The organism is Parvimonas sp. KA00067, from assembly GCF_001553085.1.
GTDB classification, from domain to species: Bacteria; Bacillota; Clostridia; order Tissierellales; family Peptoniphilaceae; genus Parvimonas; species Parvimonas parva.
In genome coordinates, this window is the sequence record NZ_KQ960152.1 from 146,521 (window position 1) to 160,117 (window position 13,597).

General features: G+C 28.4%; 16 protein-coding genes. 13 read left to right on the forward strand and 3 right to left on the reverse strand.

Translation table 11 applies throughout. The features are described 5' to 3' along the window. Nucleotides 1-2 precede the first annotated feature (2 nt). The 4 genes from HMPREF3181_RS07010 to HMPREF3181_RS07025 all read left to right on the forward strand — a co-directional run bounded on the left by HMPREF3181_RS07010 (nucleotide 3) and on the right by HMPREF3181_RS07025 (nucleotide 3,617). Nucleotides 3-854: an NAD(P)-dependent oxidoreductase gene (locus tag HMPREF3181_RS07010; RefSeq protein WP_068475002.1), complete on the forward strand. Its 852-nt coding sequence runs from the start codon at nucleotides 3-5 to the stop codon at nucleotides 852-854. Nucleotides 855-862: 8 nt separating this feature from the next. After that, on the forward strand, nucleotides 863-1,693 hold the full coding sequence (locus tag HMPREF3181_RS07015) for a sulfurtransferase (RefSeq protein ID WP_068475004.1): 831 nt from the start codon (nucleotides 863-865) through the stop codon (nucleotides 1,691-1,693). A 42-nt stretch (nucleotides 1,694-1,735) separates the two neighbouring features. Continuing rightward, nucleotides 1,736-2,572 (forward strand): sulfurtransferase, encoded by an 837-nt coding sequence (locus HMPREF3181_RS07020; protein WP_068475007.1) that lies wholly within the window; start codon nucleotides 1,736-1,738, stop codon nucleotides 2,570-2,572. Nucleotides 2,573-2,651: 79 nt separating this feature from the next. Next, complete coding sequence (locus HMPREF3181_RS07025) at nucleotides 2,652-3,617, forward strand: heterodisulfide reductase-related iron-sulfur binding cluster (RefSeq protein ID WP_068475011.1); 966 nt, start codon at nucleotides 2,652-2,654, stop codon at nucleotides 3,615-3,617. Nucleotides 3,618-3,629: 12 nt separating this feature from the next. Here HMPREF3181_RS07025 and HMPREF3181_RS07030 read toward each other — a convergent pair whose 3' ends face one another. Genes HMPREF3181_RS07030 through HMPREF3181_RS07040 form a run of 3 tightly spaced genes read right to left on the reverse strand, consistent with a single transcriptional unit; the run spans nucleotide 3,630 to nucleotide 5,641 of the window. Continuing rightward, on the reverse strand, nucleotides 3,630-4,343 hold the full coding sequence (locus HMPREF3181_RS07030; protein ID WP_068475014.1) for a TIGR04283 family arsenosugar biosynthesis glycosyltransferase: 714 nt from the start codon (nucleotides 4,341-4,343) through the stop codon (nucleotides 3,630-3,632). Between the two features lies 1 nt (nucleotide 4,344). Continuing rightward, on the reverse strand, nucleotides 4,345-4,986 hold the full coding sequence (locus tag HMPREF3181_RS07035; RefSeq protein WP_068475017.1) for a TVP38/TMEM64 family protein: 642 nt from the start codon (nucleotides 4,984-4,986) through the stop codon (nucleotides 4,345-4,347). Further along, nucleotides 4,979-5,641 carry a TIGR04282 family arsenosugar biosynthesis glycosyltransferase gene (locus tag HMPREF3181_RS07040; RefSeq protein ID WP_068475020.1) on the reverse strand — a complete coding sequence of 221 codons (663 nt, stop codon included), beginning with the start codon at nucleotides 5,639-5,641 and terminating at the stop codon, nucleotides 4,979-4,981. The genes HMPREF3181_RS07035 and HMPREF3181_RS07040 overlap by 8 nt, the downstream gene beginning before the upstream one ends. A 182-nt stretch (nucleotides 5,642-5,823) precedes the next feature. On the opposite strand from HMPREF3181_RS07040, the gene HMPREF3181_RS07045 reads away from it, so the two are divergent. From HMPREF3181_RS07045 to HMPREF3181_RS07085, 9 genes are all read left to right on the forward strand, one after another. Continuing rightward, nucleotides 5,824-6,165: an arsenosugar biosynthesis-associated peroxidase-like protein gene (locus HMPREF3181_RS07045; protein WP_068475023.1), complete on the forward strand. Its 342-nt coding sequence runs from the start codon at nucleotides 5,824-5,826 to the stop codon at nucleotides 6,163-6,165. Nucleotides 6,166-6,272: 107 nt separating this feature from the next. Beyond that, nucleotides 6,273-7,211 carry an arsenosugar biosynthesis radical SAM (seleno)protein ArsS gene (arsS, locus tag HMPREF3181_RS07050; RefSeq protein WP_197415941.1) on the forward strand — a complete coding sequence of 313 codons (939 nt, stop codon included), beginning with the start codon at nucleotides 6,273-6,275 and terminating at the stop codon, nucleotides 7,209-7,211. A 38-nt stretch (nucleotides 7,212-7,249) separates the two neighbouring features. Then, nucleotides 7,250-7,951: a TVP38/TMEM64 family protein gene (locus HMPREF3181_RS07055; protein WP_068475029.1), complete on the forward strand. Its 702-nt coding sequence runs from the start codon at nucleotides 7,250-7,252 to the stop codon at nucleotides 7,949-7,951. A gap of 8 nt (nucleotides 7,952-7,959) precedes the next feature. Then, on the forward strand, nucleotides 7,960-8,928 hold the full coding sequence (locus HMPREF3181_RS07060) for an aminoglycoside phosphotransferase family protein (RefSeq protein WP_068475032.1): 969 nt from the start codon (nucleotides 7,960-7,962) through the stop codon (nucleotides 8,926-8,928). 283 nt (nucleotides 8,929-9,211) lie between these two features. After that, complete coding sequence (gene greA / locus HMPREF3181_RS07065; protein WP_068475035.1) at nucleotides 9,212-9,694, forward strand: transcription elongation factor GreA; 483 nt, start codon at nucleotides 9,212-9,214, stop codon at nucleotides 9,692-9,694. A gap of 35 nt (nucleotides 9,695-9,729) precedes the next feature. After that, complete coding sequence (gene lysS, locus HMPREF3181_RS07070) at nucleotides 9,730-11,187, forward strand: lysine--tRNA ligase (protein ID WP_231698865.1); 1,458 nt, start codon at nucleotides 9,730-9,732, stop codon at nucleotides 11,185-11,187. A gap of 9 nt (nucleotides 11,188-11,196) precedes the next feature. Next, nucleotides 11,197-11,502 (forward strand): hypothetical protein, encoded by a 306-nt coding sequence (locus HMPREF3181_RS07075; RefSeq protein WP_068475043.1) that lies wholly within the window; start codon nucleotides 11,197-11,199, stop codon nucleotides 11,500-11,502. Between the two features lie 16 nt (nucleotides 11,503-11,518). Then, nucleotides 11,519-12,709: a DegT/DnrJ/EryC1/StrS family aminotransferase gene (locus HMPREF3181_RS07080; RefSeq protein WP_068475046.1), complete on the forward strand. Its 1,191-nt coding sequence runs from the start codon at nucleotides 11,519-11,521 to the stop codon at nucleotides 12,707-12,709. Nucleotides 12,710-12,711: 2 nt separating this feature from the next. Next, a complete protein-coding gene (locus tag HMPREF3181_RS07085; RefSeq protein WP_068475049.1) occupies nucleotides 12,712-13,596 on the forward strand; it encodes a UTP--glucose-1-phosphate uridylyltransferase in 885 nt (294 codons plus the stop codon). The last annotated feature ends 1 nt before the right edge of the window (nucleotide 13,597 follow it).

A 13,597-nucleotide genomic window follows, 5' to 3' on the forward strand; every position in this document is an offset into this window, starting at 1 on the left:
TTATGAAAATTGGATTTATTGGAACCGGAATAATGGGATCGTATATGGTTTTAAATTTATTGAAAAATAATTTTAGTGTTGATGTTTACAATAGAAATCAAGAAAAAGCAAAAAAATTAGAAAAATTTGGTGCTGTTTGTAAATCATCTATAAAAGAATGTGTTAAAGATAAAGATTTTGTTATAACCATTGTTGGATATCCTAAAGATGTAGAAGAAGTTTATTTTAATGATGGAATTATTGACAATGTAAATAAAAATACGATTATAATTGACATGACAACAAGTGATCCTAAACTTTCTGAAAAAATTTATAAATTGTCAAAAGAAAAAGGAATTAATGCTTTAGATGCACCTGTAACAGGTGGAGATACTGGAGCAAAAAATGCTTCTCTTACTATATTTGTTGGTGGCGATATTGATGTTTTTGAAAAATCAAAACCAATTTTTAACGCTTTAGGCAAAAATATTGTTTATCAAGGTAAAGAAGGATTTGGACAACAAGCAAAGCTTTCAAATCAAATTATGATAGCAGGGGCTTTGGCAGGAGCATGTGAGGGAATTTATTATGCAAAATCTGTAGGTCTTGATGTAAAAACTGTTTTCAATGCAGTAAAAGAAGGTTCTGCATCAAGTACACAGCTTTTAAAAAATATTCCTGCTATTTTAGATAATGATTTTTCTGCTATGTTTTATGCAAAACATTTTTTAAAAGATTTAAAACTTGCAAATAGCTTTTTACCTGATAAGGGATTTGAAGTTTTTAAAGATGTTTTAAAAGTGTTTGAAGAACTTTCAAAAGAAGGCTATGGTGAATGTGGAACTCAAGTTTATTATAAACATTTAGAAAAGTAGGGAATGTTATGTTTAAAAATAAATTTATTGTAAGAAAAGATTTTATATTAAAAAATAGAAATAATGAAAATTTTATAGTTATAGATGCAAGAGGAATTAAACTTACAGAAAATGATTTTGTTTATGATAAATCTATAATTTTAGATTACAAAGAGTTTTCTTTTTTATCAATAGATGTAGGAGATTATTATGATAATGTTCCTTATTCTAAAGAAGTTTTAATAAAAAAATTTTTAAAATATAATATAGATAATAATAAAATTGTATTAGTATATACTAATACAAAAAACTATAATTCTATGGGAGAAGATGGAAGAATAAAATATCTTTTAAATTTATGTAATATTGATTGTTATATATTAGACGGAGGAATTGATGAAGTTATAAGGTCTGGATTTTATAAGAAAAATGATAAAACTATAGATGTAAGTATAGATTTTATAAATAAGCCTTTTTTAGAATATGAAAGTTCAATTTTAACTAAAGAACTACTTTCATGTTATAAAGATAAAAATATTAAAATTGTAGATGTAAGGTATAAAGAAGAATATAATGGAACTGTGGTTTTTGATGATTATGTAGGAGGTCATATAAAAGGTGCAATAAATTTTCCTCATATAAAAATTTATGATAATGATGGGTATTTATTAGATAACAAAAAAATAGAAAAAATGATTATAGAAATGAAAATTTCAAAAAGAAATACAATCATATTATATTGTTCAACTGCTTTAAGAGCTACATTAATTTTTGAAATTTTTAAAATGTTAGGTTATAATGTTAGAATTTATCACGAATCTTTTGCTTTATGGAGTAAGGTAGCAGATATAGAAATCTAATTGTAATATTAAAAAATTTGATAATTTAATAAGGGGTTTGTTATGTTTAAAAATGATTTTGTTGTAAGAAAAGATTTTATTTTAGAAAATAGAAATTTTGAAAATTTTGTTGTCATCGATGCAAGAGGGGATATGTTAAAGGTTGGAGATTTTATCTACGATAAGGCTGTTGTTTTGGATTGGAAAGAATTTACTTTTTTGAACGGACAAGATTGTAAATATGTTGGACTTCCTTTTGAAAAAGAGCTATTACTTGAAAAATTTTCAAAATATGGAATAAATAAAGATTCTAAGGTTTTAGTTTATATAAACACTACAAAAAATTGTGGTATGGGAGAGGACGGAAGATTTAAGTTTTTATTAAATTTTTGTGGAATTGAAAGCTACATTTTAGACGGTGGAGTAAATGAAGTTTTAAAAACTGAATTTGTTAAGGAGATAACTGACGAGTCTATGTTACAAAAGTCAAATATAGATTTGGAAAGCCCTGCATTTTTAGAATATGAAAAGTCAATTTTAACAGATGAGTTGCTTAATATATACAAAAACGAAAATGTGAAAATTTTGGACGTTAGGTATGAAGAGGAGTACAAAGGTCATATAATTTTTGGAGAAAAATTCGGTGGACATATAAAAGGCTCAATGAGTTTTCCATATACCAAAATGTATGATGATGAGGGATATTTGTTGTCTAATGAAAAAATAGAAAGTTTGATTTTGAATAAGGGAATTTCAAAAGAAGATGAAATTATTGTCTATTGTACGACAGGAATTAGAGCGTCAATAGTTTATGAAATATTAACTATGTTGAATTTTAAAGTTAGATTATATGATGAATCATTTTCAAGATGGTGCTTTGTAGGTGAATACGAAGTCTAGACATATTGAAAATTTGTAATTGTTTATGTTGAATTTTTAAGGGTAAATTTTAGTTAAATAATTACATAAAGAGGAAATAATGAAAGAATATTTAAACAAAGTCGCTGATGAATGTATTCATTGTAGCGCTTGTACGAAAAAATGCTCGTTTTTAACTAAATATGAAATCGACTTGGGAGAGTTTGCGAAAAATCCTTCGCTTGCTAAGAGTTGTTTTATGTGCGATAGTTGTCTTAGAGCTTGTCCTTTGGATTTAGACGGAGCAGAAGTTGCCATTGCACATAGAGAAGATTTAGGTGGCTATGGGGCTGTAAAGTTTATGAAATCTCCCTACAAGTTTAGAAATAATTCAAAGATAAAGTCAAAGGATGTTTTGATGTTCGGTTGTGCTTTTCCGGGACATTATCCTGAAACTACAAAGTATTTGATTGATTTGTTTGAGGGTAAAATGGACTTTTCCATTGATTGCTGTGGAAAACCACTTGAAGATAGTGGACTTATTTCAGATTTTGAAAAAAATTTAGAAAGACTTAAAAAGATCTATAAAGAAAAAGGTGTTGAAAGAATTGTAACTATGTGTCCGAATTGTTTTTATTTTTTTAAAGGGCATATGGATAAGCTAAATATAGAAGTTATTTCTATTTATCAAAAATTGCAGGAAGAAAATCTTTTGAATGTGATTGATGATGAGGCAGAAATTTTTATGCCTTGTCCTGATAAAAGAACGAATGAACTTCTAAAACAAATTAAACCCTTTGTTCCGAACGGAAAAGTTAAGTTTAGAAAAGTTATGTGCTGTGGAATGGGTGGAGGAGCAAAGGCTAAGGAGAAAGATTTGGCCAATGAAATGATGAATAAGGTTAAATCGGAAGTTAAGGATAATATTTATACATATTGTGCAAGTTGTTCTGCAAGTTTTAAAAAATCAAATATAAAAAATGTAAAACATATATTAAGTGAAATTTTGGGTGTTAAAGAAAAAGTGGATTTAAATTACTTTAAAAACGCTTTGAAATTAAAATTTTATAAGAGAAATAGAAAATAGATAGCTTTTTAGCTATCTATCTTTCATATTATTGTAAATTTTATTTAATTCTTTTGTATCGACACCTTTAAAATACATTATTTTTAATTTGTGCATCTTAAAAATTGTTTTTAGGGTGCCATTTTTTTTGAATCTTCTGGAAGAAGAAATTATTTTTTCGTTTAATAATTTAAAATATTTTTTATCTTTTTGATTGTCTTTTATATCAATAAAAAGTTGCAAATCTTCCATTATTGGAATATCTCTAAAGCCGTTTATATCTTCAAACAGTTTTTTTGTTATAAAAATACTTTGGTCACCAAAACAAATTTTAAAAAGTTTTGCTCTAAGGTTTGAAAGATATGCAATTATCGACAAAAGTATTGAGTTTGGATTAAATTTTATTTTCAACCCACCACATTTAATATTTTCATTTTCTATCAAATTTTTTATTTTTTTATCAATATCATAATTTAAAAATTCTGAATCGGCGTGAATGAACCACAAAATATCGCAATCCGTATATTTTACGGCGGTATTCATCTGCGTACTTCTGCCTTTTTTTGAAATCAAAAGTTTATATTCTATCCCTTTGTATTCTTTTTCGACTACCTTATTTTCTTTAAAATCGTCAACCGCTTTTGAAATTATTATCTCGTCAACATCTTTGAAATTACTCAGTTTCTCAAGTAAATTTTCAATCATTTTATCATCATTATAAATTGGAACTATAACTGCTAATTTCATATTAATTTTTATCCACTTTTTTTATCAAAATAATCGAAAATATAGTTAGCAACAAAAAGCCTAAAAGAGAAATTACAAATTCTACACTATATACATTTATTGCCTTATCTCCAACATTTAAAAATACAAATGTTCCCGGAATAATTCCCAAAAAAGTTGCAAGAGAATATCTTAAAAATGAAATTTCAGTAAGTCCTGAAAGATAATTTATTACATTATAAGGAGCGATTGGCAATAATCTCAACAAAAATATTATCAAAAATCCATTATTCTTTTCTATTGCAATCATCTTGTTATACCATTTTTCGCTTATCTTAGTTTTAAATAGCTCTATGACTTTATCTTTTGCAAATTTTTTTGCCATTACAAACATTATGGAGCTGTTAATCATTGCACCAATCATTGTATAAAGAACACCTTCAAAAAGACCGAATGAAATTCCGGCCGCGATTGCCAAAATTGGAACGGGAAAGAAAAATATCGGTAAAATTGAAAATAGTAAAATGTAAATGAATGATGCATTTTTACCATATCCTTGAATTATATTTCTAATTTTTTCAGGAGTGAAAATTTTGAAAATATAATAAGATATAATAACCATAAGAATAACTGAAATTAAGGTAATAATTTTTTTCTTACTCATTGTAACACTCCTTTAATAGTTTTTTTAGTTTTTCATATTCTGAAAAATTCATTTCATTTTTTACAAAAAAATCCAAATCTTCTTTATTGTCTATATCTCTTAAAATTCTAGCGCTTGTATAGCTTAAATTTTCTTTTTCTAAAACTTTTATAGTATTTTCAAAAACTGATTCAGTTTCAAAAATTTTTTCGTCGAATAAATTTTTACATAGCTTTTTTAAGCCTATTAGATAATATCCCTTGTCGAAAGTTTTGTTTATACAGGCATCGAAGTCATCTAAGTTTTTAAGTGCAGTCTCTATATCTTTTTTTAAAATAGTCGGAATGTCAGTTCCGATTAAAATAACTTTTTTATATCCCATTTCAAAGGCTTTTTTAAATGCAAAATTCATTTTTTCTCCGAAAGGATAATCGCCTTGAGAAAAAATATTTTTTTCAAAGGCAAAAAAGTTTTTATTTTCTTCGTTTAATTTTTCAAACTCCGTTATGAATAACAAAATATCGGAAAAATCATTTTTGCAAACGGATATAGTATCCAAAACCATTGCTTTATGTATGTTTAAAACCAGATTTGTGTCAATATCTTTGCTAAGTCTTGTCTTTACTTTATTCTTTGACGGAAATCGTGTAAAAATTATAACAGCATATTCTTTCATAAAATCACCATATATACTTTAACATAAAATATGAAATGTTTAAAGTCATTTTTGGTAAAAACATTGTTGTATAAAAAGTTCTTATAATTGCATATAAATCCATAAAAAAATCTTATTTGAAAGAAGGTGAAAAATGATATATAATGTTAAGACAAAAATATATATTTAAGGAGTGTGTTTTTATGAATAACAATTATTTTGAAAAGAAAGATTTAGGCAATTTTGCAAATGGAGTTTTAGGGGAAGAGGCTAAAAAATTATGGGACGAATTTTTAAAATATTATGGAGATAGTACTTCAGATGGAGCTTTAACAAAAAGAGAAAAGGCACTTTGTGCATTAGCTGTTGCTTTTGCTACTCGTTGCCCTTATTGTATAGATGCATATACTCAAACTTTAATTTCAATGGGAGTAACTGAAGAACAATTAACAGAAGTTTTACATGTTGCATCTTCAATGCAAGCCGGTATAACACTTGTAAATGGTTTTACAATGAAAAACACTGTTTCAGAAATTAAATTATAGGAGTTGATAATATTTTTAATTTAATTAAAAGAAATTTTGAAGAAGAACAAGAACAGGAAGATGAAAAGATTTCATTTTCAAATACAATAGAATTTTCGAGAAAAGTTTTGGAATGTTTAAATTATATTCCAAAATTTTTTGAAAAAGTTGAAAATAAAAAATTTTTATATACTTCAAGTATGGATATAATGCAACTTAATATAGGAAAGATTTGTAATCTTGCCTGTAAGCATTGTCATGTTGAGGCAGGGCCTCATAGAAAAGAGTATATGAAAAAAGAGATTATGGACGATTGCTTATATGTTTTTAAAAAACATAATTTCAAAGTTATGGATATAACAGGTGGTGCACCTGAAATGATGCCTAATTTTGAATATTTAGTTGAGGAGTCTAGAAAGATTGCAAAAGAAGTAATTGTCAGAACGAATTTAACAATTTTATTAGATGAAAAGTATTCACATTTAATAGATTTTTATGCTAAAAATAGAGTTACAATTTTTTGCTCTCTTCCTTTTTACACAAAGGAAATTACCGACGGTGTAAGAGGTGTCGGAGTGTATGAGGACTCAATAGAGGTTTTGAAAAAATTAAATGCTGTGGGATATGGTAAAGAATTACCTTTGAATTTAGTTTACAATCCGGATGGTGCTTTTTTGCCTGATTCACAAGAAAGTTTAGAAACTGAATATAGAAAAAAATTGTTAGATGAATACGGAATTATTTTTACAAATTTATTTACGATAACTAATAATCCAATCGGTAGATTTGGTATGCGACTTTATAAAAAAGATAAACTTAAAAATTATATGCTTAAACTTTTTAACGCTTATAATGAAGATACAGTTGAGTTTTTGATGTGTAGAAATGAAATTAATGTATCTTATGACGGTTATATTTTTGACTGTGATTTTAATCAAGCATTAGATTTAAAGATAAATTCGGACAAAGTACATATTTCAGATTATAAAAATTGTGATTTTCCAAAGAGAAAAATCGCTCTTGGTAATCATTGCTATGGTTGTACTGCAGGGGCAGGTAGCTCTTGAGGTGGAGAAATTAGTTAGACGTGTTCTAAGGAGGAAAAATGAAATTAAAAAAATCTACGATTATAAAAATACTAATAGTTTTAGCCATTGTGCTGATATGTATTTTTGTTAAGCCGGTCAATGATAAGATAAAGGAATTTATTTTGTTATTTAAAGGCTCAAGTACAGACGAAGTTTTAGAAAATGTAAAGAAATATATTTTATCATACGGAAATTGGGCAATTTTCATTTCATTTATGTTAATGGTATTCCAATCAATCGCTGCACCTATTCCTGCATTTTTTATAACATTTGCAAATGCGGCTATATTCGGTTGGCAATTTGGAGCAGTTTTATCTTGGACAAGCTCAATGGCAGGCGCGATTCTTTGCTTTTACATTGCAAGATTTTTAGGAAGAGAAACTGCTGAAAAATTTGCAACAAAATTTGCTCTTGATGAGGTGGAAATTTTCTTTGACAGATATGGAAAATATACAATATTAATTGCAAGACTTTTGCCATTCGTTCCGTTTGACCCGATAAGTTATGCAGCAGGACTTACTTCAATGAGTGCTTGGAGTTTTATCTGGGCGACAGGACTTGGTCAATTACCGGCAACTATAATCTATTCATATATTGGTGGAACTTTAACAGGTGGCTCAAAAACTTTTGTTACAGGATTATTTATTTTATTTGCAGTTTCAATTTTGGTTTTCTTAATAAAGAAAATTTACAATGAAAAACATAAAAAAGCAAATTAGGAGAAGTTTTGAAAGAAGTAATAGATTATATAGAAAAAAATAAAAGTAAATTAGGAATTAATAACTATGAAATTACTTTTTTGCAACAGGGAGAATATAATATAAATTATCTTCTAAATACGGATAAGGGAAAATTCGTCTTAAGACTTAATTCAAGAAGTCAGATGAATTTACCAAATCAGATAAGATATGAGTACGACACTCTTAAGTTTTTAGAAAAATCTGGCGTTACACCAAAGGCCTATTATGTTGATGATTCTTCTGAAAAGTTATTAAACGGTGTTATTCTAATGGAGTATTTGGAGGGTAGGCCACTTATTTACGAAAAAGACGGAGAAGTTGCAAGTAATATATTTGTAAAAATTCATTCGCTGGATGTTTCTTCACATAGTGAATTTATCGTTGAAACAAATTTATTTCAAGATAGGATAAATGAGGCAAATTTTTGGCTTAAAGACGTTTTTTCAAGTAAAAAAGTAAGTGATGAACAAAAACACTTTTTTGATAAATTTTTAAATTACCTTGAAAAAAATAAAAGTGATGAAAAATATTTTGAACAAAATAGAATTTTATGTTTAAATAATACGGAAGTTAATTCCAATAATTTCATAATTGGAGATAGAGGTTATTTGATAGACTGGGAGAAAGCTGTTGTTTCAGACCCTTGCCAAGATATAACACATTTTGTAGTCGTTACAACGACAAAATGGAAAACGGATTATATTACAACAAGAGAATATGAAGATAACTTCTTCAAAAATTATGAAAGATTTTTAAATAAAAAAATAAATATTAAAGAAAGAGTAAATTTATATAAGCCATATATGTATTCAAGGGCACTTAGTTGGTGTATTAATGCTTATCTTGAATATCTTGATGAGGATAAGCTGATAAAAAATATGGATACTTTTGAAAAAGTAAAAGAATTTACAGATATTAATTTTATGAAAAATTTGTTAAAAGATTATTTTAACTAAAGTGATATTAATAGCCTCTGGATAGTAAAAGCCAAAGAGGCTATTTTTATAAAATATTCCATTTGAAAGAGTGAGATTTTTTTAGGAGAGTTTTATGGATAAAACAGGATTATTATTTTGGGGATTTTTAGTTGTTTATGGAATTTTTATGCTTATGATTTCCCCACAAAAAGTTTCGTTAGGTGGATTTTTTATCATTTAAAACAGTCAAAAATTGACTTTTTCTTCTGTATTTAGTATAATGATATGAATAAAATTGTAATTTTTTATAAGGAGAAGTGTTATGGACGAAAAAGAGATATTTTTGACTGCTGAGGGGTTAAAAAAATTAGAATTAGAATTAGAAGAATTAAAAACTGTTAAGAGAAAAGAAATAGCAGAAAAAATAAAAATTGCAAGAGATTTTGGAGACCTTTCTGAAAACTCTGAATATGATGAGGCTAAAAATGAACAAGCTCAAATAGAAGAAAAAATCGTAAAACTTGACAATATGATTGCTAATGCAAAAATAATTGAAGAGGTAGAGATAGATACCAATACTGTTAGTGTTGGAGCTACTGTTAGTTTAGTACAAGTTGCTACTAAGAAAAAAATGGAATATACAATTGTAGGTTCTGCTGAAAGTAATCCTCTTGAAGGAAAAATTTCAAATGAATCTCCGGTTGGTAGAGCTATTTTAGGAAAGAAAAAAGGAACTAAAGTTCAAGTTCAATTACCAAATGGAAATGTTGTAGATTATAAAATAGAAGATATAAAGAGAAATTAAGGAGTGATATAGTGGAAGAACAAAATCTAAATGAGATGCTTTTGGTTAGAAGACAAAAGCTACAAGAATTGATAGAAGCGGGAAAAGACCCACACGAAATTGAAAAGTTTGAAGATATAATTTATTCTAAAGAAATAAAAGATAATTATGAAAATTATGAGGGAAAAGTTGTTAGACTTGCAGGACGTATTATGACTAAAAGAGGTCATGGTAAAGTTTGTTTTATGGACTTGCAAGACTTTTCAGGAAGAATCCAACTTTTCAATAAGCTTGATGTTTTAGGCGAAAGCTATGAAGAAGTTAAGTCTTTAGACCTTGGGGATATTGTTGGTGTTGAAGGGGAAGTTTTCACAACTCATGCCGGAGAAATTTCTATTAGAAGTTCACAAGTTGTTTTACTTACAAAATCACTTCAACTTTTACCGGATAAATTCCATGGATTAAAGGACGTTGACTTAAGATATAGACAAAGATATGTTGATTTAATAGTAAATCCTGAAATTAAAGACGTTTTTGTTATGAGAAGTAAGATTATTTCTTCTATTAGAAAATATCTTGACAGCAGAGGCTTCTTGGAAGTTGAAACTCCAATTTTAAATACAATTGCAGGTGGTGCAAATGCAAGACCTTTCATCACTCATCATAACACTTTAGACATTGATATGTATTTAAGAATTGCCAATGAATTATACTTAAAGAGATTAATCGTTGGTGGTTTCGATAAAGTCTATGAAATGGGAAGAATGTTTAGAAATGAAGGAATGGATAAACTACACAATCCTGAATACACTGCGATAGAATTGTATCAAGCTTATGTTGATTATGAAGAAATGATGAGACTTTGCGAAGAAATGGTTTATACTGTTTGTATGGAAGTTGTTGGTAAATCAGAAGTTGAACTTCAAGGAAAAGTAATTGACTTTAAACCACCTTGGAGAAGAATTTCAATGGTTGATGCTGTAAAAGAATATGCAGGAATTGACTTTGAAACTATTTTAACTGACGAAGAGGCAAGAGCGATAGCTATTGAAAAGAGAATAGAAGTTACTGAAAATACAACAAGAGGAGAAATTATTTCTCTATTCTTCGAAGAGTTCTGTGAAGAATATATGGTTCAACCGACTTTTGTTACTAAGCACCCGGTTGAAATCAGTCCACTTGCTAAGAGAGACCCTCAAGATAAGAGATATACTCAAAGATTTGAGGCTTTTGTAAACTGTGGAGAAATTGCAAATGCATTTAGCGAATTAAATGATGCAATAGACCAAAAGCAAAGATTTTTAAAACAAGTTGAAGCCAGAGAAAATGGAGATGATGAGGCACAAATGATGGACTATGACTTTATCAATGCGCTTGAAATCGGACTTCCTCCAACTGGTGGTATGGGAATTGGTATTGATAGACTTATTATGTACCTTACAAATCAAGAAACTATAAGGGATGTTTTACTTTTCCCAACAATGAAACCTATGATTGAAAAAGATAGCGAATAGGAGCTTTTTATGAAGAAAAGAAATTTATTAGCACTTTGTTTAGTTTGTTTTTCTTTTGTTGGTTGCCAAAGTTTTCATACAGGCAAAGTCGTTATTGAAGATAATAAGACAACAGGAGAAAAAGTTACAAATGTTGAATATATAGTTGTTGATGAGTCCGATAAAGAATCTTTAATTAAAAATATTAAAGAGGGTAAAGGTGCTGTTATTGACAGAAGTAAAAAGAGTGCTGATTTAGATGATAATAACAGTGCTAAGATTACTACTGATTCTAACGAAAATAATAGTAACAACAGCAAAAATAACAATAGATAGGATAGTGATTTAATATATGAGAATAGAATTTTCTCCACCGGACATTAGCCAATTAGAGATTGACGAAGTTGTTGACGCTTTAAAATCAGGTTGGATAACTACCGGACCAAAGACAAAAAAATTAGAACAAGAGCTTTCAGTTTTAACAAATACAAATAAAACTGTTTGCTTAAATTCTGCAACTGCTTGTATGGATCTTACTTTAAGACTACTTGGAGTTGGAGCAGGAGATGAAGTTATAACTTGTGCATATACTTATACTGCATCTGCAAGTGTTATTGACCATGTTGGTGCAAAGATTGTTTTAGTTGACTGTAACAAAGAAGATAAGTTTATGGACTTAAGCGCTTTGGAAAATGCTATTACTGAGAAAACAAAGGTAATCATTCCTGTTGATTTGGCAGGGAAACCTTGTAAATACGATGAAATTTTTAAAATCGTAGAGAGAAAAAAAGCTTTATTTAAACCTAATAATAAACTACAAGAAAAAATCGGAAGAGTTATAGTTATGGCTGATGCTGCCCATTCATTTGGAGCTAAATATAAAGGGCAACCAAGTGGAAGTGTTGCAGACTTTACTTGTTTTTCATTCCATGCAGTTAAAAACTTTACAGTTGCCGAAGGTGGCTCTGTAACTTGGAATAAAAATTTAGGTTTAGATGATGAAGAAATTTATAGAGAATTTCAACTGTTATCTTTACATGGACAGTCAAAAGATGCTCTTTCAAAAATGAAACTTGGCGCATGGGAGTACGACATTGTCGCTCCGAACTACAAATGTAATTTAACAGATATCGCCTCCGGAATTGGACTTGCTCAATTAAAGAGATATGAGGGACTTTTGAAAAGACGTTTTGAAATTGTAGAAAAGTATAATAAAGGATTTGAAGGAACTAGAGTTAAACCTTTTGTTCACTTTGAGGACGGAAGAAATTCTTGTTGTCATCTTTATATCGTAAATATTGAGGGTGCGACTGAAAGCGAAAGAAATGAGATAATCACAAAAATGGCTGAAAAAGAAATTGCTACAAATGTTCATTATAAGCCATTACCAATGCATACTGCTTATAAAAACTTAGGCTTTGATATAAAAGATTATCCAAATGCTTATGAAAATTATAAGTCTGAAATAACTTTACCACTTCATACTTTATTAACTGATGAGCAAGTTGACTTTGTAATAGAGAGTTTGAAGGCGTTGGTGTAATTATGAAGATAAAAAAAGTTGTTATACCGACTGCCGGACTTGCAACAAGAATGTTCCCTGCAACAAAGGCTGTTCAAAAGGCGATGCTACCGATTTTTGATAAGCCAACTTTGCAATATGTTATTGAAGAAGCTTTAGATGCAGGAATTGACGAAGTAATACTTATTGTAAATGAAGATTATTTTACAATCGATAAACATTTTAATGTTCCGATTGATGAAAGAGTTAAGGCATCAAAAAATGTTTCTGAAAAAGATATAAAAACATTAGAAGAAGTTTTGAAATGCAAAATAAAATTCATTGTTCAAAAAGAACAAAAAGGATTAGGTCATGCAATTCTTTGTGCAAAAGAGGCTGTTAATGGGGAAGATTTCTGCGTCATTTTGGGTGATGTTATAATTGATTGTAAAGGGAAATCTTGTACAAGTAGGCTTGTGGATATTTATAATAAATATGATAAAACTGTAGTTGGTGTTGAATTTGTTCCTGACGAAAAAAGACATAACTACGGAATATTAGAAGGAAAAGAAATAGAAGATAATATTTTTGATTCTACAAGGCTTATAGAAAAACCGAATATCGATGAAACAAATTCTAATTTAGCAATGGTTGGAAGATATATTGTTAAAAATGAAATATTTGATATTTTAGATAATCAAAAAGCCGGTAAAAATGGAGAAATACAATTTACCGACTCATTAAACGAACTGACTCTAAAAGGAGAATTGCTAGGACATAGATTTGACGGAAAAACTTATGATGTTGGGAATAAAACCGGTGTTTTAATTGCAAGTGTTGAGTATGGTTTGAGAGATGAGTTAAATAGAGATTCTATAAAAGAATATTTAAAAAATTTGGTAGCATCAGATTTTAAATTGGGAGAGTAAA